Source organism: bacterium, from assembly GCA_036504735.1.
Classification (GTDB): domain Bacteria; phylum Electryoneota; class RPQS01; order RPQS01; family RPQS01; genus DASXUQ01.
Genome location: DASXUQ010000012.1, coordinates 65505 through 87118 on the forward strand (window position 1 = coordinate 65505; position 21614 = coordinate 87118).

Below are 21614 nucleotides of genomic sequence, written 5' to 3' on the forward strand. Positions count from 1 at the left end.
ACGTCGTATGTCCACATTTTGTCCAGAGCGGCTAACGCTGCAAATTACGAATTAAGATCCTATTTTATAAAACATAATATGCCATGATCCCGTTAGCGTACGTCTCTTACTCTCGCCTTCTCTCTATACTAAGTCTATCAATTACATGCGTCTGAAGTTCAATGACCTTGCGTCTGTCTAAAACTTCCGCTCATTCTGAACGTAAGTGCGCGTCTTCTACGCCGGAAGTGTTCTATTTCCATCCAGCGCAACCTTCACCCGTTTCGGGTCGTCGCCAATATCCATCTTCGCCGAAAAAAACCGCCCCCTTTTGAGGCCCTGCCTCTTCTCTTCGCCCGGCGTCACCACCCGCGTCTGGCCGTAAACCGTTCGTTTCTTGACCTGAATATCTATTTTCAGTTCGACGCCTGTGCGCCTCTCTTTGGGTCGTTCGCAACCTTGGACACTTTTGTATCCTTTTATTCAATATCATCTTAACGGGTCGCGCGGGGCATCGTGCGGCGGAGCCTTTCCGGCTTTCAAACGTTAGAGAACAGGATCATTGATCATAACCATAAGGACAGTCAAGCTATTATGTCGACTCGTCGCACCTTTCTTCTCATACTGATTCTTTTCAGTCTCTCCGCCATCGCGGCGGCGGCCACTCCTGCGCCATCCTTCACGCTGCCCCTTTCCGACGGCCAGATCAGTCTCGATTCCCTGCGCGGCCATGTTGTCTATCTGGATTTCTGGGCATCGTGGTGTGCTCCCTGCCGGCAGTCCTTTCCGTGGATGGATCAGCTTACGAAGAAGTATGCGGACCAAGGCCTGATTGTGCTCGCGATCAATCTCGACGCCAAGCGCGATGCTGCCGACAAGTTTCTGGCAGCGCATCCGGTCAGTTTCACCGTCGCTTACGATTCCAAGGCCACCGTGCCGCCGCTCTATAATGTCAAAGCTATGCCCAGCACATTCATCATCAACAAGGATGGTACCATCGCCGCTTCGCATATCGGTTTTCAGGAAAAAGATACGGCCGATCTGGAAAAACAGGTGATGGAGTCGCTGGAAAAATGAAGACACTACTCGTAAAAAGCCTGCTGCTGCTTGCAGCGATCCTGCTCTTGCTCTCGGGCTGCGCCGTGCAGCGCGTCCAACCGTGGGAGCGTGACATTCTCGCGCAGAAAAAAATGCAACTGGTGCCCGATCCGACGCAAAATTCGTTCGACGAGCACATCTGTTTCAGCAAGGAAGCATCCAGCGGCGGATCAAGCGCTGGCGGTGGAGGCTGTGGATGCAACTAAGGAACCGCCTGCGTACCGCTACCTGTGCTCTCCTCGCCGTGGCCGGGACTGCCGCCGCCGAAGGAACGTGGCAGGCGGAAGCCGGAGCGCTGGGATATTCCGAAGCCGGACGCGTCTCGGTGTTTGAGCCGCTGGCGCGCATCAAGCGCACCTTGCCCAACGGCCAATGGGTGGCCGCCAAAATGGTGATTGATGCCATGACGGGAGCGTCCCCCAATGGGGCGATGCCCACAGATCACCCGCAGACCTTTACCTCCGCCTCCAGCCTGGCGCAATCGCAGCGCAACCGGGGTGATGGCGAAGGGGAGGGCCGCGGACCCACCGTGGTTGCGCCCGGCGCAACACCCTTGCTGCCGTTTCAGGATCACCGCGTGGCGCTGGATCTCGAATATGAACGGCCCCTGCTGCGCACACTGAAAGCCGATATTGGTGCCCATATCTCCGGTGAACGGGATTACATTTCGCGCGGGACCACTCTGAGTTTCAGTTGGGATACGCCCGACCGTCTGACCACATTCACCGCGGCGGGCGGGGCCAATTTCGATCTGGTGCAACCCGTGGGCGGCAAGCCCAAACCGTATGACCTTTATGCCGTCACCACGCGCTACGGCAATGGGGACAAGACGGTGCTCGACGGCATGGCCGGTATTACGCGCATCCTCTCCCGCCGCTGGCTGATGCAGTTCAACTATGGCTATGGCCGTGACAAGGGGTATCTTACCGAGCCCTACAAGCTGGTGAGTATCCTTCTGCCCAGTGGCAGCACTACCGATTATCGCTATGAAAACCGCCCCGATCTGCGCACTCGGCAGGACGCCTATCTGAACTCGGTGTATCAATTCGGCGAAGACGTGCTCCGCACGTCCTACCGTTATTACTGGGACACATGGGGCGTCAAATCCCACACGGCGGACGTCAAGTATCGTTTTGAACTTCCGCACTCCAGGTATCTTGAACCGCACGTTCGCTACTACACTCAGACGGCGGCGGATTTTCACACGTTTGGTTTGATGGACGGCGCACCGCTGCCGGCTTATGCGACCTCCGACTACCGGTACGGCCATTTGGCTACCACCACCATCGGATTGAAGTACGGTGTGCCCACGGCCGGCGGCGAACTTAATTTCCGCGCCGAATACATGCGCCAGAGCGGCGACTCGCATCCCAGCCAGGCGGTGGGGGTGCAGAAGAATTACGATCTATTCCCTTCGGTCAACATCCTGATTCTGCAAATTGGCTACTCGCGCGATTTCTGATCCGCAACTTGCATCCACTCTGAGCCACGAGCGCGATCACTGGAAGGGCCGCTTCTTTGCCATGGCCAGTCCCTGTGAAGTGCTGCTCAACGAGGTTGCGCACCGCGACGCGGCGGAGCTGGTGGAGATTGCCGCCGCCGAGGCGGCGCGCATCGAGCGCAAGTTCAGCCGCTATCGCGCCGACAGTGTGGTGCAACTCATCAATACGGCGCGCGGGCAGCGCGTCGAGGTCGATGAGGAGACCGCCAAGCTGCTCGACTATGCGGCGGAGTGCTACGCCATCAGTGACGGCCTGTTCGATGTCACCAGCGGCGTACTGCGGCGGGTCTGGAAGTTCGACGGCTCCGACCGTCTGCCGCCGTCCGCTGCGGTGGAAGCTCTCCTGCCGCTCATCGGCTGGGACAAGGTGACGTGGGACAGGCCGTGGATCACACTGCCCGCGGGAATGGAGATCGACTTCGGCGGCATCGGCAAGGAATATGCGGTGGATACCACGGCTACCCTGCTTCGCTCGCGCACGGCAGCGGGCTTTGTGGTGAACTACGGCGGCGATCTTTATGTGAGTGGTCCGCGCCGTAGCGGCAAGGATTGGGTGATTGGCGTGGATGACCCGCTGGCCACAGGTGAGCACAGCGTCGGCTCGCTGACTATTGCGCGCGGCGGCATTGCCACCAGCGGCGATGCGCGGCGCTTTCTTTTGAAGGATGGCGTGCGTTACAGCCACATTCTGAATCCCAAAACCGGCTGGCCCGTTACCGCCGCACCGCACAGTGTCACTGTCATCGCCGACACCTGCATCGAAGCCGGGATCCTTGCCACCCTCGCCATGCTCCAAGGCCCCGACGCCGAGACCTTCCTGACCGAGCAGGAGGTCAAGTTCTGGGCGAACCGGTAAGTTAATTCTCGTTTTATAGGTATAGAAACAGCGGAGGCTGGCCATACAGGTCAGCCTCTTGCTTTTCTCGTGAATTTGGTTATCATTAGAGAAGTCGGCAGTAGTGGGTTATTCTAAGATCAACCAAATCAAAATCGTATCTGGCGACAGCCCCGCCCTGATAGAGGAGTGAATCATGTCCATCCCCAAGACTCTCGAGGACCGTCTCAAATCTGGCAAGATTCTTCCATTCGTGGGCGCCGGTGTCTCGAAGGCGGTGAAGCGCCTTGGAACCAGCACAAATTTGTTTCCGGACTGGAAACAGTTGCTCGAACATGCTGCAGCGCGGTTGGTCGAGGAAACCAAAGTGACCGAAGCGGAGGTTGTGCGGGCACTTCTGAAGTTGAGCCCGTCGCGATACCTTGATGCCGCAAAGCATGCGCGGGATGGAATGGGCGCGTCCGTGTGGTTCTCGTATTTGGCAAAGCAACTCGTTCGTAATCGGGATGAGGCCGAGGAGGCCAGTCTCGAACTGGCGAAAGCAGTGTGGGGTTTGGGCAGTCGCCTGATTATCACCACCAATTATGACCACGTACTGTCATGGGCCTGCCCAACGGGCCAACCCAGTGCGTGGGACATTGAAGCGCGCGCAGAAATGGCGGCGGCGTTGCGCGGCGAGATTTCCCAGAATACCGTATGGCATCTGCATGGCACCAGTGATAACGTATCTCGGCTCATCCTATCCCCGGATGGTTACCGCCAACTCTACCCCGACGGCCAGACGGAAGCCACCTACAAAGCCGCACTGGAAACCCTCCGCACTAATCTGGCCTCGCGCACCTTTCTGTTTATCGGATTCAGCCTCGACGATCTTCGATTTGTGGAGGAGTTGAAGCGCACTCATAGTATCTTCGACGGTGCGGCCGGTCCGCACTACGTATTGATTCATGCCTCCGAGGAGCCGCACATCAAGAGTCTCGGATTGCCTGTGGAGACAATTAGCTTCTCCGATTTCGGCCAGCCTTTGGTGAATCTCGTGCGTGAACTCGGGGCACTCGCTACGCCCGCGACCTCTGCGCCTGTTGCTGCTTCCCCTGCGCCGCAGCACATGTGCGATGTCAACAACTCCGTGTTCTACGTGCCCTTCAACGCTAAGGGCAATCAGGTTATCGGGCGCGAAGGAGCGCTGGAAGCCGTGCGCAAACAACTTGCCGACGGCCACCGCACGGCCATCGGCCACACGGCAGCCTTTCAGGGGCTCGGCGGTCTGGGCAAGACGCAACTCGCCGTTGAATACGCTCACACCTACCGTGACTCCTATCCCAAAGGAGTCATCTGGCTCACGGCAGATCAGGACATTGATGCCCAACTCACCGACCTCGCCGTCAAAGCTAATTGGATTGACGCTGCCTCCGAGCACAAATACAAGCTCGACGTCGCCAAACACCGCCTTAATTCCTTTTCCGACTGCCTGATTATCTTCGACAACCTCGAAGACATCGCCGCCATTGAGGATTATCTGCCCGAGCCTCCGGCCCAGCCGCACATTCTGGTGACCAGCCGCACGCCGCATCGCGGTTTTGTACCCATCGCGCTGGATGTCTTGAGTGCAGACGATTCTCTGAAGCTACTGCTGCAAGAGGCTGGACGCACGCCGCAGACCGACGTGGAATGGGAAGCCGCACGCGAGATTGCTAACGCTCTTGGTGGTTTGCCTCTGGCACTGGAAATGGCCGGTGCCTATCTGTGCTACCTGCCTGTACCTTGGCCCACATACGCCGAACTCTTGCGCAGGAATCTTAAAGCAGCGCTGGCGGGCGACTTCTGCAGTAGCTTTACCAAGCATCAGGCCGACATCTACTCGACTCTCAAAATAGATGAAGATCTGATTCAGTCGAAGTCACTTCTAAAACCGATCCTCGACCTCTTGACGTGGAGCGGAGCTTCCACGATGGGCTTATCGCTCATGGCCGCCCTTCTGGATAATGCGAACCCGGGGGATCTGGAGATCGCCTGTGCCTTGGGAGTCTCCCTCCGCCTGCTGCAAAAGGATCCCAAAGAAGAGCGATTTGCCATTCACCGTCTGTTGCGAGAGGTGCGGCGCGAGGAAATTCCTCTGGAGCAGAGTACCAGTTGGGTGGACAAGGTCTGCCAGAGAATCGGCACGTGGTTTGTTGCGAGACGCGAGAAGTTCGAGGATTTGCCCGCTTTTGAAGCGGAAATCGACCATTTGAGAGCATGGCAGGAAATTGCAAGCACTCATTCTGCTTCACACCTAGCCCAACTCGTTTGGTTGCAAGCCTACCCGCCGTACCATCGCGGCCGATATCATGAAAGCAAAGCTTATTTGGAGAGAGCGCAGGCTGTCTTCGGTTCGACTGAAAGCCGCGACCAACTACTCCAAGCGCGTTTACTTCAGGACCTTGGCGCTATTTCCCTTGGTCTTGGAGACGATATGATTGCTATGAGTTTCTTGCGTGAATCACTTTCAATTTACAAGACCGAGTTTCCAGGGGATCAGCATGATCAGGCGCGGTGTCTGGCTGGCAATGCGCAAATACTAATGGACATGGAATCGTTTCCGCAGGCTGAGAAGCTCATGATCGCGTCACGCGACATGTTCAGACGGCTCTATGGTGAACGGAACGACAATACGCTCACAAGGGAGTTTTCACTTTGTGTCATCCGTGGCAGAATGGGACGATACCGCATTGCACTTGAACGAGCCAATGAACTCCTACAAACGTCTTCGTCCGTATTTGGCGAAGAGAGTCTTATCACAGCCCAAGCTCATAACGTGATAAGCGTTCTTTGTGGGGAATCTGGGGATTTTGGTGCCACTTTGTCACACAGTTTGACTCAATTGAAGGTCCTCCGAAAGATCGTCGGTTTAAAACACCCCCGCACCGCGATCTGCCTCTATAACGTTGGAGGCGCTTACCAGAGGCTTGGTCGTTCGAAAGAGGCATTGCTTTGTCTCAAGGACGCATACGCAATTCAGTTGGAAATGCTCGGCGCAGAACATAACGAAACAGTTGATTCTCAATTGGAGATTGGAGAAGTTTTGTACTTGCAAAAGGATATCAAAGGTGCAAGACACGAACTGGAAAGTGCGGTTGAAATCTGCAGAAAGCGGGGCTTTCTGAACCGAACAGCGGTCAAAGCCCACATTGATCTTGCAAGACTGATGGACAGATTGGGGCTTGCGTCGGAAGCTTATCCTGTCTTAAAGAACTTTTTCGACCGATACCCCAAGGAATTTCCAGCCTACATACGCCTGCGAGACTCTGTACATGCACTTCAGCAGAAAGCTCAGCGTCCCGGCTTCCGCCAACGTTCAGCCAAGAAGGGCCGATAACCTCGTGTTCCACATGTCATAGTACAAAACGGGCTGACCATTGCGGTCAGCCCGTTTGCATTTTCCTTGCCTCGCCGGATTCATCCTTAGAAGCGGCAGCCGAGTTCGGCGTAGTAGCGGTTGCCGCTCAGGCCACCGCCCCGGTAGAATTCATAGCTCCCCGATGCGTACAGCAAACGGCTCATCATCCAGTCCGCATTAATCCGCTGCCAGTTGCTGCTGACCTTCTGGTTCACCGTCTTCAAATCATAAACATCCCAGCCCGCCTGCACTCCCGCCGTCAGACGGTTGAACAGCAGCCGCGAGACCGTGATGCTCGGCTGATAGCCTTTGGAAAAGCGGCTGGAAAAGGCCGTCACCCGTGCGCCCAGAAACACGCGCTGCTTCAATAGATCCCGCGTGCTGAGTCCGGCGCTGCCCGTTTGGGTGGTGGTGTTGTCTCCACGCCGCGTGCGCAGCCCGCCCTGTACGTCCGCCTGCATGGCCCACGGCAGCCGCATGTCCACACCCAGCTTGTAGCCCTGCTGCAGCGAGGTGTCGAACAGGCTGTCCGCCAGCGTGCGGGTTTCATAGGTTCTGTAGGGTGTGCGGTTGTCATAGCTGGCCGTTACGGCTACCGCATGCAGCGGACTGTAACGCACATTCAGCAGCAGGTTGGTCAGTTCCAGTGTCGAGCTGTTCGCGGTCTTGCGCCAGCCGCGGTTCACGTTCATTTCCACACTCTGATAGGCGCTAAGCTGGTCTGTCCACAGATAGTTGGCCTGCTCATAGACAAACTCGCGGCTGATCTGCCCCTTATAATACTCTCCTGCCGCCGCCAGCGTGGCATTCACAAGCTGCGTGCCGTAGCTTCCATGTTGATACGTGGCATAGGCGCCGCCCTTGGTTACCGTGCCGCGCAGATCGGTGGTGCGCAAGTCCGGCTGCGTGCCGCCGAACGCTCCCACTTCAATCGCGTTGGCGACCTGCACTCCCAGCAGCGCGCCGTCCAGATACCCGATCCCCGCCATCCGGTTGCTCAGGATCCGCCCCACCGAATAGTTGATGGCCGATCCCGGCGCATCATAGCTGAGCGAGACCTCATACACCCGGCTCAGCCATTCTGTCTGCGGCACTCCGGGCCGTGGCAGATTGCGGTGGTTCCGCCGCAGATTCATCCGCGCATTCAGCACCGGTCCCGCGCCGAAGATGTTTTCCACCTTAGCCCTCAGCGCCAAACCCGGCTGATAATAGTTGTAGTTGAGCGCATCGTGGCTGATCTGCCCCAGTATCTGCACGCCCACGCTGCCGGTGAACCGCGCGCCCGCTGTTTTGGCTTTGCGCACCGGCGCAATAACTGAAGGCGGAGCGCTGACCTGCTTTGCTGCGGTGTCGGCTACGGCCTGCGGGGTTTGCGGTGCGATGGTCACATGCAGCGACACCTCATCGCCCACCCGCACCGTGCCTGCCACATCCTTTAGCGCGCAGGACGATGATTTGTCCGACACGAACAGCACCACCGCCGTCGCCACGCGCTTGCCTTTCTGCAGCACTTCGCCCGAATCGCCCTTCTGCACTCCCTGTGCCGCACCCTTATCCAAATATACTGAGCTGGTCGCCACATAGGTGATGGTCGCCGTTACAGTCTGGGCACTCGCACTGCCGATTACGCACAGTGCCGCAGCCAGCGCCACCAGCCATCGCAAAGATTTCTTTATCAGAATAGACATGGTTTACCTCGCACTCCCGCGCGGCGTCAGTCGCTGCGGCGGCACTCCGCCCGAACTGCCGCGCGGATGGCAGGCATAGCAGTGCTGACTGTCGTAGACATAACCGGAGACTTCGTTGTGCTGACCGTCCGTCTGCGACCTCGTGTGCGCATGGCAATCAATGCAGGAGAACACCGTGTAGTCGCTGGGGTTCGCGTGACAATCGGCGCATGTGCTCCAGGCGGTTCGATGGTTGCCCGAGTAGATCGGAAAATACGGTCCGTCATGGTTGAACGTCGAGGGCGTCCATCCGGTAGTGGTGTGGCAGGTGGTACAGGTTGTGGGGAAGTGCGCCGACTGATGATTAGGATTGGTCGCGCCATTGTAATCGGTCTGGTGGCAGAAGAAGCAGTCCGTCGGCGTTCCCGCATACTGACCATTGACGTGGCACAGGTTGCAAGCCGTCGTTACGTGCACGCCCGTCAGCGGGAATGATGTGTTGCTGTGGTTGAACGTCGCCGGATTCCACGCCGTCGTGCTGTGGCATGTCAGGCAGTTGTGATCGAACTGGTTGGACACATGGTTCGGATCCGTTACATTCTGGAAATCGGTCTGGTGACACGAGAAGCAATCGGTCGGCGTTCCGTGATAGTGGCCACCCGCATGGCACAGGTTGCAAGCCGTAGTCTGGTGCGCCCCTGTCAACGGGAAGGGTGTGTTGTTGTGATTGAAGGTCGCCGGGGTCCACGCCGTGTTGCTGTGGCAGGTCAGACAGTTATGATCGAACTGATTGGACACGTGGTTCGGATCCGTCACTCCCTGGTAGTTGGCAAGATGACAGGTATAGCAATCCTGCGGCGTCCGGTTGTATGGGCCGCTCTGATGGCAGGAACGGCAGGCCAGCGCCACATGCGCGCCCGAAAGTTCATACCCCGTGCTGCTGTGCGCGAAGGTCGAAGGCTGCCAGCCGCCCGCCACGTGGCAGCGGTGGCATTGCTGGCTGAACTGCCCCTGCACGTGCGGCGGATTGAAGGCGCCCTCATAGGCGTCGCGGTGGCAGGCAACACATTCGGACGGCGTGTTCACAAAATTCCCATTGGCATGACAACTGGCGCACTGCTGGGTGGTATGCCGCCCGTTCAGCGGGAAGCCGGTATTGGCATGGTTGAAATTGCCGTTGTCCCAGCCGTTGGTGGTATGGCACTGGGTGCAATCATGCGGATAGCCTTGCGCTACGTGGTTTTCGGCGCGCTGGTAGTCGCTCTGATGGCAGGAGTAACAGGCCGTAGGTGTTCCGACATACTGCCCGTTGACGTGGCATTGTGTGCAGCCCGTCTGGCGATGCCGACCTGTCAGCGGGAAGGCGGAGGTCTGATGGTCGAAGGTTGAAGGCTGCCAGCCCACCGTGTTGTGGCACACCCGGCAGTCATGCGGGAAATTCTGCGACGCATGCCCCGGATTATTTGCCCCGTTGAAATCCGCGGTGTGACACGAATAACAGTCCGTGGGTGTGTTGGCAAATTGCCCGTTGACGTGGCACTGGGCGCACTGCACATTCACATGCGCGCCCGTCAGCGGGAAGGTCGACTGACTGTGGTCAAAGCTGGCTGGTGACCAGCCCGCCGTCGTGTGGCATTGCGCGCACTCGTGCGGGAAGTTTCCCGTCACGTGATTGGGATTGGTCGAATTCTGGAAATTCGTCTGATGGCAGCTAAAGCAATCTGTCGGCGTTCCCGTAAACTGACCGTTGACATGGCAGTCGGTGCAACTGGCTTGCACGTGCCGTCCGGTAAGCGGGAAGGTGGACAGGCTATGATCAAACGTCGCCGGCGACCAGCCGCCGGTGCCGTGGCACTGCGCGCATTCGTGCGGAAAATTTCCCGTCACATGGTTAGGATTGGTCGAATTCTGGAAATTGGTCTGATGGCAGGAATAGCAGGCGGTCGGCGTATTGGCAAACTGCCCGTTGGTGTGGCACTGGGCGCACTGTGTGTTCACATGCGCGCCGGTTAACGGGAAGGTGGACAGATTGTGATCGAAGGTCGCGGGCTGCCATGCTGCCGTGGTGTGGCATTGAGTACACTCGTGCGGAAAGTTTCCCGTCACGTGGTTGGGATTGGTCGAATTCTGGAAATTGGTCTGATGGCAGGTGTAGCAGTCGCTGGGCGTGCCCGTGTAGCGCGGTTGGCCGTTGACCGTATGGCAGGCCGTGCATTCCACGGATGTGTGCGCGCCCGTCAGTGTAAACCGCGCCAGATTGTGATCGAAACTGGCCGGACTCCAGCCGTTGGTGGAATGGCACACCCCGCAGTTGTGCCCAAAATTTCCCGCCGCGTGATCCGGATTCGTGGCCGACTGAAAATTCGCCTGATGACAATTGTAGCAGTCGGTGCCGATTCCCGAGTAGCGCACCTGTCCGTTCACAGTATGACAATCGCCGCAGGTGGCGCGGGCGTGCTGCCCGGTCAATACGAATCCCGATAGCGCATGGTTGAAGCTCGCGTTCTGCCATTTGACGGTTGTCACGCTGTGGCACTGCGAGCAATCCATAGAGAATCCCGCCGCCACGTGGTTCGGATCCGCCGCCGATTGATAGGCCGCCAAATGGCAGCTTCCGCAATTGGTGGAGACTCCCGCATACTGACCTGTCGCGTGACACGCTTCACAATCCACATTGGCATGCACGCCAGTCAGCGCAAAGCGTGTAGTCTGGTGGCGCTGCGCCATTTCCCGTTCATTATTCCACTGGACCGGTGTGTGGCATTCGGAGCAGGCGTAGGCAAACTGTCCGCGGTGAACATCCAAGTGACAATCTTTGCACTGCGTTCCGGCCTTGGCAAAATCCAGAGTGGTGTGGCAGGAGGCGCACTGCACCTGCACGTGCCGGCCTTCCAGCGGAAAGCGCGTAGTCTGATGATTGAACACCGGCGATGCCTTAATCGGCCGCCAGCCTTCGGTGGTATGGCAGTCCTCACAGTTCAGGGCCAGATTCCCGTGCGGACTCTGGCCGGAACCGCTCTGAGCAAAGGCGGTGCTTCCCGCCAGCAGCAAGAGCACCGGCAGTAATATGAGTGGCACATGTAAGATTTTCATACGGGCTCCTCCACTAACTGGCGCGCTTGCCGGCATGGCAGGCGCTGCACTCCATTTTCAGCGGACTGTACACCACATAAGCATTCCCATCCGCACCTTTCACGCTCGGGTGACAGGCGCTGCACGCCACTTTCTCATGCGCGCCGTCCAGTTTGAACCGCGCGTCCCGGCTGTGGGCAAACACCGTTTCTTTCCATCCTTGAGGACTGTGGCAGCGCTTGCAGTCGGCCTGTTTCTCGTTCCGGTCCGCTCGCACAAACTGGCCCGCATGCGGATCCTTGTGGCAGCTTGCACAGTCCATAGCCAGCGGCTTTATCCACAATACTTCTTTATCGCCCGGCTTGACCACCTTGTGGCACTTAAGGCACAATACTTCACGGTGCTTGCCTTCCAGCGGGAACTTGGCCAGCTTGTGGTCGAAGGACGTGCGGTGCCACGTGTCGGTGTTGTGACAGAACTCGCAACCACCTTTGGCAATCCACAGATCAAGCTGCCCGTCGTGGGCGTCCTTGTGGCAGCCCTTGCAGGAGCGGTCTTCAAAGGTGAACTTGGCCGGACTCTGCGGCGTCGCCTTGGTGTGGCATTGACTGCACGGCACGGCCAGATGGCTTCCGGTCAGCGCGAGGCGGCTCTGCGCGTGCTCATCGATTCCGTATTTGGGCGGGGTGTAGCCGGCCATCGTATGGCAGGCGTCGCACACGCCTTTATCCTTGCGCGCGGCAAACTGTCCGCCGTGTTCATCCTTATGGCAGTTGACACAGGCCGCGTGGGCCACCGGCGTCGTCATGTCGCCGCTGGTGTGGCACTTCGTACAGGTTACGTCGCGGTGCCGTCCTTCCAGCTGATATTTGGTTTTTGAATGATCGAAGGCCGTGCCGACAATCGTCTTGAAACTCGCCGTAACATGACAGGTCCCGCAATTCTGCCCGAACTGTCCGGTGTGCTTGTCTTCGTGGCACGGTGTGCAGTTGGCAAAGCTCAGTCCCGTATATCTGGCATACTGCCCGACATGATCCTTTTTGGAAATCTTGTCCGACGTCGCCAGCGGCACACTCTGAAACGGGTGGCACTTCTCGCAGTCGGTGCTTACATGCTTGCCGGTCAGGGCATATTTGGCTTGAGAATGGGAGTAGCCGCCGGCGGGCTTCCAGGCATCCGTGGTGTGGCACTTCAGGCAATTCTCCGCAAGCTGACCCTGATGCTCGTTCTCGTGACAGCTTGTGCACTCTTTCCCCAGTCCCAGAAAGGTGCGCGTGAGGTTGACATTCCTGCCGCTCTTTACCGCGTTATCCGCCACAAAACTCCCCCTGTGGCAATCGCTGCATTCCTTGTTCCGGTGCGCGCCGTCAAGGGCAAACCCCGTCAGAGTATGATCGAAAACCTTTTTGCCGCCCTTCCAGTTGACCAGCTCGAAATCCACGCCGTTATGCTCGGAGTGGCAGGAGGCGCACTTGGCGCTCTTTACTGCGGAAGACGTGTGATAGCCCGTGCCCGCCGACTGCCGCGCGGCAATCTGCGTATGGCAATCGAGGCACTTGCTGTTGGCCACATCCTGCCCGAGAGCATGGCACTTCGTGCAGTTGGAAATACCTTCCAGCGCGGAATGGTACCGCGAGAGCTTGCCCGGAGAAATCTGGGCCGATGCACTCGGGGCTAAAAACCAAAATGCCAGAATGCCAAAAAGCCAAAAGGGATTGCGCATATCCGTGATCGATCCTATCGCTGGCCGAATTTGCGTTGAACGTCGATACCCACTTTCTTCAGAAATTCGGTGGGCAGTTCTCCGCCGGCAAAAATAAACACGTAATCATTGGGCAGCACCAGCGGCGTGCCGCCGGTGTCCAGATGGACTTCATTCGCGTCGATTCGGGTCACGCCGCTGTTGAATACCGGCACTACCGCCCCGCGTTTCAGCGCCGCCTCAATCCGCTTCTGGTTGCCTTCCTTCAGACGGAAAAAGGTCTCGCGGCGGTAGGACACATGCACAACATTGTCCCGCTGCTCTGACAAGGCCAGCGCCGATTCCACTGCACTGTCGCCGCCGCCCACTACCAGCAGTTTCATTTTCTGAAACTGCTCGGGCTCGAGCAGCCGGTACGCCACCTTGGCCGATTTTTCCCCCGGCACGTCCAGCTTGCGCGGAGAGCCCCGCCGCCCAATGGCCAGCAGCACCCGCTGCGTGGGATAACTTCCCTTGGGTGTGACCACCCGGAAACAGTCATTTTCTTTCAGAATATCATCGACGTGCTCGCCGCTGCGGATTTTCAGATCCGTCCGGGCAAACACCTCCATGAAGATTTCCAGCAGATTCTCTTTCTGAATTTCCCGGGCTTTCAGCGTGCCATACACTGGCAGTTCCACCGGCTGCGTCATGACCAGTTTGCGGCGAGGATAGGTCAAAATCGTCCCGCCCAGATCCTCCTGATCGAGCGTCACAAAATTCAACCCCAGCAGTTTGGCCTGCAACGAGGCGGCAACCCCCGCCGGACCCGCGCCCACAATTACGAGGTCGTACACTCCGTCCGCCCTGTGGCCATTCAGGCTTTTCGCGATGTACTCCACCGCCTCGCGTCCCTGCTTGACCGCATTGCGGATCAATCCCATTCCACCCAGTTCGCCCGCGATGTAAATACCCGGAACATTGGTCTCGAAGGTCCCGCTGACAAAGGGAATATCCACGCCGCGCTTTTCGGTGCCGAATACCAGCGTGATCGCATCCACTGGACAGGCCGCCTCGCACATCCCATGGCCGACACAATGGGAAGGATTAATCAGCGCGCCGCGATTGTTGATCAGCCCCAGCACGTCCTTTTCGGGGCAGGCCTGCACGCACGCACCCATCCCCATGCACAGGTCGGGATCAATATAGGGATGCAGCGACACCGGCTCATCCATCCCGCGCTCGACGGCCTTCTTTAAGACCTGCTCGGCATGCGCGCTCTGCTTTTTCGCCCGCAGAAAATAGATTACCGGAATACCCACGGCGATCACTGCGGTTACGATGTAGATTAAGGATTCAAGCATAAGAAGAAAAAAATCTGAAAGCAAGACGGGCACGACATGTCGTGCCCATACGACGGATTCTGGGTCTAAAGCGAGGGCCACGCTGCCCTCCCGGCTGACGGTCCGCTGAAGGCGAGATCTCGGCTACGCCGGACCTGAGGCCGCCGCTATGGGAGATCGTCTTGGGACCGCGCGGCCTCCATGCAGCACCCTTACGCCGCCGAGCAGGCGAAACAGGTGCAGGGGTTACCCCTGCTGCCCGAAGATCCAGCGGTAGCCGAAGAGGATCGTCACCACCACGTGCACGGTCATGATCACCAGCATGACAATCGCAAAGGGCCGGTGGATGAGATGCCAGTGGTGCAACAGGGCGCGGGCCGTGGAGAGAAAGGCGACGCGGCGATGGAGTTTCACTTTGCGTTTGACAATCGCCATCACGTTGTGCATCTCCACCTTGCCCAGCCCTTCCGCTGATTTCAGTTCGCGGCGGATGCGGCGCAGCCTCGACGGTAGTGTTACATCCTGCATCAGCCAATACCACATATTGCCCCAGCCTTGGTGCTGGACTGAACCCTCGACGCCCGAAGCCCGCTGGATCATTTGCAGTGCGGATTCGTCCAGCTTGTACTGCTCTTGCAATTGCCGCTGCAGGTCGCGGTCCATCTCGTCAAGGTCCCGTGCCGAAAGCTCCTGGCCGCTGAGGCTGTGCGGGATCTGTAGATACAAATACCGGCCCAACACCCCGCTCAGGGCCACGCCGATCATGGACCAGAAGGAGACCGCGACTATCCCCCCAATTTTGAAACTCGTGTGAAAGATCACGAGAATCGGGCCGGTCACCCCCATCCAGATATGGTAGTTCAGCCAGTAACGGATATTGCCAGCATGCTGCATGGCCCGCAACCGTTTGCGGGCTGAATACAACAACAGGATGAGCATCAGGCCGCTGCCGACAATCCCCAGTCCGTGTCCAATGGACCCGCCGGGCTTCCACGCCATGTGCAGCGCGCTGTGTGGACGTTCCAGAGAACTCAGCGTATAGTACCCGCCGCCTTCAAAGAGGATGTTCAAAACAACGGCGAGGGTGATCGAGTACAAAACCCATAAAGAGATGCGATGAAAGGTCATAGCCTGATAAACTAAGATGCACTGAGCAAAGTCTTTCTGTTAAGAATAGAAGATACAAAATTATCCACGCAAAGCAAACAAAACCTCTACCTTGCGTAAACTTAGAACCAAACGAACCGGATATAGTCTGCACATTCTAAATACTTCAATTACAAAGACAAAAAGAGCGGCACCCGAAAAGGCGCCGCTCGCGGAGAAGGTTGGACGATCCGGGATCTCAGTTGCGCACAGCACTCACATAGTAGAACCGCTTGGTCTGAGCATCCGACTCTCCCGGCAGGGTCGCCGTGGTGTCGGTCACCGAACCGACCAGTGTTCCAAAGTCCATCATGTCCGTACCCGCGCGGATGTTGTAGCTCGTGGCCCCGGTCACCGAATGCCAGCGCAGATGAATGTCGCTGCCGACAGGAGCAACGGTCACCTCCTGCGGAGCATCAATCGTAACCACCGGCAGATTTCCGAGGCTGCCATCCGGATTGATGTTCTGCAGGTATAGATCCCAGGAGGGATCCACCCGGCCATCGGGCCACGTGGCCATCACCTGGCCAAACCGGTTGACATCGGCAGCGAGGCGCATCTTGATGCTGGAAACCGAACACATCACGCGGGGGGAAGTCTCCCACACCATCGCGCCGGTGCCATCTACCCGAAACGCCTCGACGCCACTGTTCTGTCCGCCGAAGGACAGCAACTTCTCGAAAACTACCACCGCACCGTCTCCCACCGAATAGCAGAGAATATTGCTCTCCTGCAACGGATCGAGCGGCGAATAGAGGATACCGGCGTTCGTCCACTGCCGCGCACCGGTTGAACCGATACGCTGAGCGCCGATGCTGAAATTGCCCTGGCTGGCGTCGGATTCGAGATAGGCCACGATGATTTCCTGTGTTCCGGGAATGCGGCAAGCCACCGGAGACATCTGCATCCGAACTGTGGATGTATCCGTTTGGACGCCATTCGCCGTCCACGACACCGTGGCATCGGACAGAATATGCTGTGCCCAGCAGCGCAGGTTGATTCCGCCCAACCGGCTGTCATACCACGTGCAGAAGGCGCCGCCCAGAGAATCCGCCAGCAGGAACGGCTTCACCTGAATGCCCATTCCATTGCCCACAAAGACGGGAACGCCTGCCGCTGCCCACTGCACCGTGCCCGATGCATCAAATTTCTGCATGTAGATGTGACGCGGCGAGGAGAAAGAACTGCCCTGCCGCACCACATAGGAGGCTACAAAGCCGTCTTCCAGAGCCGGAGCAATGCGCGGATAGTCATTTCCATAAGTCGAGGTAATCGCCACGGTGGTCGGGGTCCACAGATCCGCACCGGCCAGAGACAGTTTGCGGATCTTCACCGCATTGTGCCCGCCGGAAGCTCCCTGCCAGGCGATAATCACGTTGCCCGCGGAAGAGATAATCACGCGCGGATCCGCTTCAAAATCCGTGTTGCCCGTTGCAGAAAGCGCGATACCATTAGCACCCCACAGGAATTCTCCATCCGGCGAGATCCGGTAGGCATAGATGTCGCGGTTCGCATCGGTGCGCGTGTCGTTGAAGACCACAATGGCGCTGTTGGTCGAGTCCACCGCAAGGTCCCAATCGGTCAGAGAAGTGGACTGCGGGTTGTTGCTGATCAGCAGGCCATTTTGCGCCCACAGGGGATTGCCCTGCGCGTCCAACCGCTGCAGGTACACGGCGTAACTTGCCCCGCCATGGTCGAACCAACTGACATAACAGCCGCCATCGGGCGCGGCGGCGAGCTTGGGTACTGTCTGCTCGCCGGTGCGATCACAAATAACCAGGTTGGCGTCAGGCGCCGACGGCCAGGCACCGGCCAGCGATCCCCACAGCAACAGGCCCGACACAATTACAGCCGTAAAGATTTTGCTCATGGTTCACTCCTTATAAGAATATGGTATGAATTTCCTTTTCTGCCGGCTATTTACCGTGCTCGCAGCGTAGACCCTTCCGCATGGAGGCGAATTTCTGTCAGAAAGCGCGAGCCGTATTCATGGGCTTTCTTTTCTCCGACGCCACGCACAGCCAGAAATTCCTGCACCGAAGCGGGGCGGCGGCGCGCCATGTCCCGCAATGCAGCGTCATCGAAGATCATATAGGCCGGAAGGTTTTTCTCCGTGGCGATCTCGCGGCGCAGATCCTTCAGCCGCTCAAACAAATCGCGGTCCACACCTTCCCAGGAACCGGCTGCCGGACCTCCTTTGGTCTTCTGGGCCGCGCGTCCGGAGGGCTTCAGAAGCTTGGGAGATTCATCTCCCGTTAAGACCCGCCGCCCCTTGGCGGTCACTCGCAGTACCTGATAGTCGCCGTAAGTCTCCAGATATTCCTGCCCGGTAAGCTGCTCAATCCAACTGCGAATGTTTGTCCGGTTGACATCCGACAGCAATCCCCACGTGCTGAGCCGTTCGTGGCCGTTTTCGAGAATCCGCTGGTCCTTCGATCCGCACAACACCCGCACGTTGTAGGTCACACCGAAACTCTCGCCGGTGCGAATCACGCACGAGAGAATCTTCTGTGCCACCGTCAGGGCGTCGGGCATCAGGTCCGCGCCGCCTGCGCAGACGTCACAGGCGCCGCACGGCTCATCGGGGAGATCCTGGCCGAAATACTGCACCAGCATGCGGTGGCGGCAGGTGATTCCCGTGCAGTAACTGTACATCGTGTCCAGCTTACGGCGCATGGCCGGACCGGCCTGCGGATCATCCAGCGGCAGCATCCGTTTCCACGCCACAATATCCCCGCCCGAATAGAACAGGCAGCAGTCCGCGTCCAAACCGTCGCGCCCCGCGCGGCCACTCTCCTGCTGGTAATGCTCCAAGGATTTCGGCATGCCCCAGTGGACGACATAGCGCACATTGGGTTTGTCGATCCCCATGCCGAAGGCCACCGTGGAAACTACGATGGAATCGTCATCTCGAATGAACACATCCTGATTTCGGCGGCGGTCCTCATCGGACAGGCCCGCATGGTACGGCAGCGCGGGCAGCCCCTGTTTGCGCAAGGTCGTGCTCAGGGCGTCCACTTCTGCCCGGCGAATACAATAAATGATGCCCGACTCACCCTTGTGCCGGTCGATGATCTCGCCGATCTGCGCGAGTTGCTCCACCTTAGGCCGCGCCGAATAGATCAGATTGGCCCGGTCAAAGGATCCCACCAGCATTTCGGGATTTTTCAGCGCAAGCTGCGTCGCAATGTCCTCCCGTACCTGTGGCGTCGCCGTGGCGGTGTAAGCATGCACGGCCACGCCGGGGAACTGCTCTTTCAGCACTTGCAGCGCGCGGTATTCGGGCCGGAAATCGTGCCCCCAGATGCTGATGCAGTGGGCTTCATCCACCGCAAAAAAGGAGACATTGCTCTGGCGCAAATATGTCAGAAAGCCGTCCAGTACCAGCCGTTCGGGAGCCACATACAGCAGTTTGAGTTTGCGGGCGCGGATCAGCGCCGCCACCTGCTGGCGTTCCGGCGCGCTCTGCGAACTGTTCAGGAAAGCCGCAGGAACTCCCACTTCCGAGAGCGCGTCCACCTGATCTTTCATCAGGGAAATCAGCGGCGAAACGACAATGGCCATGCCGTCCATCGCCATGGCGGGAGTTTGATAACAGAGGGATTTGCCGCCGCCGGTCGGCAGAACGACAACCGAGTCCTTGCCTTCCATGACACAGGTCATGGCCTCCTGCTGCAAGGGTCGAAAGGTGCTGTAGCCCCAGTATTGGGACAGAATACGCTGAAGGTCAGTCAAAAGTGGGGTCTTAGCAAATATAGGAAAGGGACAACGTGAACGGTAATAATATACGCGATTGCCGGGCGGTTCGCAAGCAAACGGATTCCGGATTACAAGGAACCCATTTGTCTACGCAGAATGTATATACCCAGCAAAATCAGCCGATAAGCGCCTCAATGGCGCAAGTCACTCCGCGGAATAGCCGGGAACAGCGGGTCAAGGTCAATGGCTGAATTCAAATTCCGACCTGACCAAGGGCGGTAGGATAGCCGCCAACTGTCCAGCAGGTGGCGGATGGCACACACAGACACAGGCGGCCTCGATTGAAGAAAGCAACGCCGGACTGGAAGAACTTTCCGGGGTGATCAGGGAGAATGCGACCCGTACCTACCGGGCCGCCGATCTAGCCACGAAAGCCCGAATGATGCTGACCGAGTCAGCTGTGGGCACCGAGCGAATGGGCGATGCCATACGGCAGATCAAGGAGGCGTCGGGACAAACCAGCAAGATTATCAAGACCAGCGATACGATTGCGTTTCAGATCAATCTGCTGGCACTGAAGGCGGCGTGGAAGCAGCCCGGGCCGGAGAAGCAGGCAAGGGTTTTGCAGTAGTAGCCGAGGAGGTCCGCAGCCTGGCCCGCCGAGCAGCGGATGCGCCAAGGAAACCAGTGGCTTGTCGAAGACACTGTCAACCATGCGGCGGGCGGCACCATTTGGCAGAGGGTCTGCACACGTCTCTGGGCAACACGGTGACCAAAGCGGAAGCCTTCCTTGAACTTTCCAACCGCGTCGCCAAGGGCTCGCGGGTTGTGGATGGCAAGACCGCCACGGCATAACCGATGGCAAAGAACTGAGACCATTTTCAACGTAACCTATAAGGGCTTCTCCATGCGATCCTTTCTTACGACGCTCCTGATGGCCTGCCTCGCCTGGCCGTTGCTGGCGAACGAACCGGCTTCTGCGGTGAGCCGCGAACAGGCATTATCGGAATTACGCAATGGCAATTCCCGTTTTGTGGCGGGCACGCCCCATGCGTGGGCCGCGGGCACAGCCAAACGTGAACTGCTGACCAAGGGACAGCATCCGCTGGCCTGCGTAATTACCTGTTCGGATTCCCGCGTATCCCCGGAAATTCTGTTTGACCAATCACTGGGCAGCGTGTTTGTCGTTCGGCTTGCAGGCAACGTGGTGTCGCCGGAAGCCGTTGGTTCGGTGGAATATGCGGTGGAACATCTGCATGTTCCGCTGGTAGTCGTGCTGGGGCACTCCTCCTGCGGCGCGGTGAGCGCGGCGCTTGCTGAGCCGGATATGGAAGGACCGATCGCGACGCTGATCAACCGGATTAAGCCGTCGATCGACGCGGCAAAGCAGAAGGGCTTTGCGGGTGACGAACTGGCCGGAGCGGTGATCACCGAAAACGCACGGCATGGCGCCGAAGAACTGGTGCATGATTCACGGGCAGTGGACGAAGCCGTACAGAAGGGCAGCGTGACCGTGCTCAGCGCGACATACGACCTGAAGACTGGCCGCGTAGCCTGGCAAACGCAGCTTTCCGCGCCGGCATTCGACGCAGCGGTGGCCACCACGCCAGCCGGGGAAAAACCGGCAACGGAGGCCAAGACAGCGACGAGCGCCACGCCGAAGACCGCAGTGGCGGCGCACAAAGAAGAGTACAAGCCGGCCACAAAGATCTTCGGCGAACCACAACCGGCACCGAAGAAACCGGCCCACGACGCGGCCTCTTACGCCGGACGGCGCTAAGCAAGTTTTTGAACGGGTAGAAGAGACAGACAAGCCGGCGTTTTGCCGGCTTGTCTGTTTAGCAGGTGATGTTTGCGAGGGTGGCGTCTCACTCATTGCCATCCTCCATCAGCGTCTCCCATAGCTTCCGGCGGCAAACTTCCATGCGGAGGTCGAAATCCTCGCGGCTCAACGCGGGCTCGAGCGCATGGATGATCCGGTAGATGGCATCCGGGTGCCGCCCTTCAAGTGTGGCAATCAGCATGATCCGGCAGAAGTCATCATCGATGCCCCGGATCACGGACAAGAGTTTCTCCATGTTGCCTTCAGCCCCGTCAGGAACAGATGGGTTCAGCGCGTTTGCATTCTAATAGTTTGTCGAAAAGGTTCCTCTGACAGGGGATGAGTGCGATTGTTCATTTGGATTCCGATCCGCTAAGTTTCTGTGCAGAAGA

General features: G+C 58.2%; 16 protein-coding genes. 8 read left to right on the plus strand and 8 right to left on the minus strand.

The window, feature by feature from the left end:
• Positions 1 to 573: 573 nt before the first annotated feature.
• The 5 genes from VGL38_11715 to VGL38_11735 all read left to right on the plus strand — a co-directional run bounded on the left by VGL38_11715 (position 574) and on the right by VGL38_11735 (position 6771).
• Positions 574 to 1056, plus strand: a complete 483-nt coding sequence (locus VGL38_11715) for a TlpA disulfide reductase family protein (GenBank protein ID HEY3296094.1) — start codon at positions 574 to 576, stop codon at positions 1054 to 1056.
• The gene (locus tag VGL38_11720; protein HEY3296095.1) at positions 1053 to 1283 is read left to right on the plus strand and encodes a DUF4266 domain-containing protein; all 231 of its coding nucleotides are present in this window, start codon (positions 1053 to 1055) and stop codon (positions 1281 to 1283) included. The genes VGL38_11715 and VGL38_11720 overlap by 4 nt, the downstream gene beginning before the upstream one ends.
• Complete coding sequence (locus VGL38_11725) at positions 1274 to 2539, plus strand: DUF3570 domain-containing protein (protein ID HEY3296096.1); 1266 nt, start codon at positions 1274 to 1276, stop codon at positions 2537 to 2539. Before VGL38_11720 ends, VGL38_11725 begins: the two co-directional genes overlap by 10 nt.
• Positions 2517 to 3434, plus strand: a complete 918-nt coding sequence (locus VGL38_11730) for an FAD:protein FMN transferase (protein HEY3296097.1) — start codon at positions 2517 to 2519, stop codon at positions 3432 to 3434. The genes VGL38_11725 and VGL38_11730 overlap by 23 nt, the downstream gene beginning before the upstream one ends.
• A gap of 175 nt (positions 3435 to 3609) precedes the next feature.
• A complete protein-coding gene (locus VGL38_11735; GenBank protein HEY3296098.1) occupies positions 3610 to 6771 on the plus strand; it encodes a tetratricopeptide repeat protein in 3162 nt (1053 codons plus the stop codon).
• 86 nt (positions 6772 to 6857) lie between these two features.
• On the opposite strand, the gene VGL38_11740 is transcribed toward VGL38_11735, so the two are convergent.
• The 7 genes from VGL38_11740 to recQ form a co-directional block, all read right to left on the minus strand.
• Positions 6858 to 8480, minus strand: a complete 1623-nt coding sequence (locus tag VGL38_11740; GenBank protein ID HEY3296099.1) for a hypothetical protein — start codon at positions 8478 to 8480, stop codon at positions 6858 to 6860.
• Positions 8481 to 8483: 3 nt separating this feature from the next.
• A complete protein-coding gene (locus tag VGL38_11745) occupies positions 8484 to 11552 on the minus strand; it encodes a hypothetical protein (GenBank protein HEY3296100.1) in 3069 nt (1022 codons plus the stop codon).
• A gap of 13 nt (positions 11553 to 11565) precedes the next feature.
• A complete protein-coding gene (locus tag VGL38_11750; GenBank protein ID HEY3296101.1) occupies positions 11566 to 13254 on the minus strand; it encodes a cytochrome c3 family protein in 1689 nt (562 codons plus the stop codon).
• A 14-nt stretch (positions 13255 to 13268) separates the two neighbouring features.
• Positions 13269 to 14576 carry an NAD(P)-binding domain-containing protein gene (locus tag VGL38_11755; GenBank protein ID HEY3296102.1) on the minus strand — a complete coding sequence of 436 codons (1308 nt, stop codon included), beginning with the start codon at positions 14574 to 14576 and terminating at the stop codon, positions 13269 to 13271.
• A 225-nt stretch (positions 14577 to 14801) separates the two neighbouring features.
• Positions 14802 to 15683 (minus strand): hypothetical protein, encoded by an 882-nt coding sequence (locus tag VGL38_11760; protein HEY3296103.1) that lies wholly within the window; start codon positions 15681 to 15683, stop codon positions 14802 to 14804.
• 217 nt (positions 15684 to 15900) lie between these two features.
• Positions 15901 to 17571, minus strand: coding sequence for a hypothetical protein (locus tag VGL38_11765; GenBank protein HEY3296104.1), 1671 nt, complete (start codon positions 17569 to 17571; stop codon positions 15901 to 15903).
• 50 nt (positions 17572 to 17621) lie between these two features.
• Complete coding sequence (gene recQ / locus VGL38_11770; protein HEY3296105.1) at positions 17622 to 19436, minus strand: DNA helicase RecQ; 1815 nt, start codon at positions 19434 to 19436, stop codon at positions 17622 to 17624.
• Between the two features lie 403 nt (positions 19437 to 19839).
• Between recQ and VGL38_11775 the strand changes: the two genes are divergently transcribed.
• The 3 genes from VGL38_11775 to VGL38_11785 are packed head-to-tail and all read left to right on the plus strand — an operon-like array spanning position 19840 to position 21180.
• Positions 19840 to 20031, plus strand: a complete 192-nt coding sequence (locus tag VGL38_11775) for a hypothetical protein (GenBank protein ID HEY3296106.1) — start codon at positions 19840 to 19842, stop codon at positions 20029 to 20031.
• Positions 19986 to 20255, plus strand: coding sequence for a methyl-accepting chemotaxis protein (locus VGL38_11780; protein HEY3296107.1), 270 nt, complete (start codon positions 19986 to 19988; stop codon positions 20253 to 20255). Before VGL38_11775 ends, VGL38_11780 begins: the two co-directional genes overlap by 46 nt.
• A 52-nt stretch (positions 20256 to 20307) precedes the next feature.
• On the plus strand, positions 20308 to 21180 hold the full coding sequence (locus VGL38_11785; GenBank protein HEY3296108.1) for a carbonic anhydrase: 873 nt from the start codon (positions 20308 to 20310) through the stop codon (positions 21178 to 21180).
• Between the two features lie 88 nt (positions 21181 to 21268).
• Here the strand turns inward: VGL38_11785 and VGL38_11790 are convergent, their stop codons facing one another.
• The gene (locus VGL38_11790) at positions 21269 to 21478 is read right to left on the minus strand and encodes a hypothetical protein (protein ID HEY3296109.1); all 210 of its coding nucleotides are present in this window, start codon (positions 21476 to 21478) and stop codon (positions 21269 to 21271) included.
• Between the last annotated feature and the right edge of the window lie 136 nt (positions 21479 to 21614).

What these genes read in the sequence shown, in the direction of transcription:
- VGL38_11750 (HEY3296101.1), bottom strand. Translation starts at nt 13,254, where the DNA reads ATGCGCAATCCCTTTTGGCTTTTTGGCATTCTGGCATTTTGGTTTTTA.
- VGL38_11790 (HEY3296109.1), bottom strand. Translation starts at nt 21,478, where the DNA reads ATGGAGAAACTCTTGTCCGTGATCCGGGGCATCGATGATGACTTCTGC.
- VGL38_11715 (HEY3296094.1), top strand. Translation starts at nt 574, where the DNA reads ATGTCGACTCGTCGCACCTTTCTTCTCATACTGATTCTTTTCAGTCTC.
- VGL38_11775 (HEY3296106.1), top strand. Translation starts at nt 19,840, where the DNA reads ATGATGCTGACCGAGTCAGCTGTGGGCACCGAGCGAATGGGCGATGCC.
- VGL38_11745 (HEY3296100.1), bottom strand. Translation starts at nt 11,552, where the DNA reads ATGAAAATCTTACATGTGCCACTCATATTACTGCCGGTGCTCTTGCTG.
- VGL38_11760 (HEY3296103.1), bottom strand. Translation starts at nt 15,683, where the DNA reads ATGACCTTTCATCGCATCTCTTTATGGGTTTTGTACTCGATCACCCTC.
- VGL38_11755 (HEY3296102.1), bottom strand. Translation starts at nt 14,576, where the DNA reads ATGCTTGAATCCTTAATCTACATCGTAACCGCAGTGATCGCCGTGGGT.
- VGL38_11740 (HEY3296099.1), bottom strand. Translation starts at nt 8,480, where the DNA reads ATGTCTATTCTGATAAAGAAATCTTTGCGATGGCTGGTGGCGCTGGCT.
- VGL38_11720 (HEY3296095.1), top strand. Translation starts at nt 1,053, where the DNA reads ATGAAGACACTACTCGTAAAAAGCCTGCTGCTGCTTGCAGCGATCCTG.
- VGL38_11725 (HEY3296096.1), top strand. Translation starts at nt 1,274, where the DNA reads ATGCAACTAAGGAACCGCCTGCGTACCGCTACCTGTGCTCTCCTCGCC.
- VGL38_11765 (HEY3296104.1), bottom strand. Translation starts at nt 17,571, where the DNA reads ATGAGCAAAATCTTTACGGCTGTAATTGTGTCGGGCCTGTTGCTGTGG.
- VGL38_11785 (HEY3296108.1), top strand. Translation starts at nt 20,308, where the DNA reads ATGCGATCCTTTCTTACGACGCTCCTGATGGCCTGCCTCGCCTGGCCG.
- VGL38_11735 (HEY3296098.1), top strand. Translation starts at nt 3,610, where the DNA reads ATGTCCATCCCCAAGACTCTCGAGGACCGTCTCAAATCTGGCAAGATT.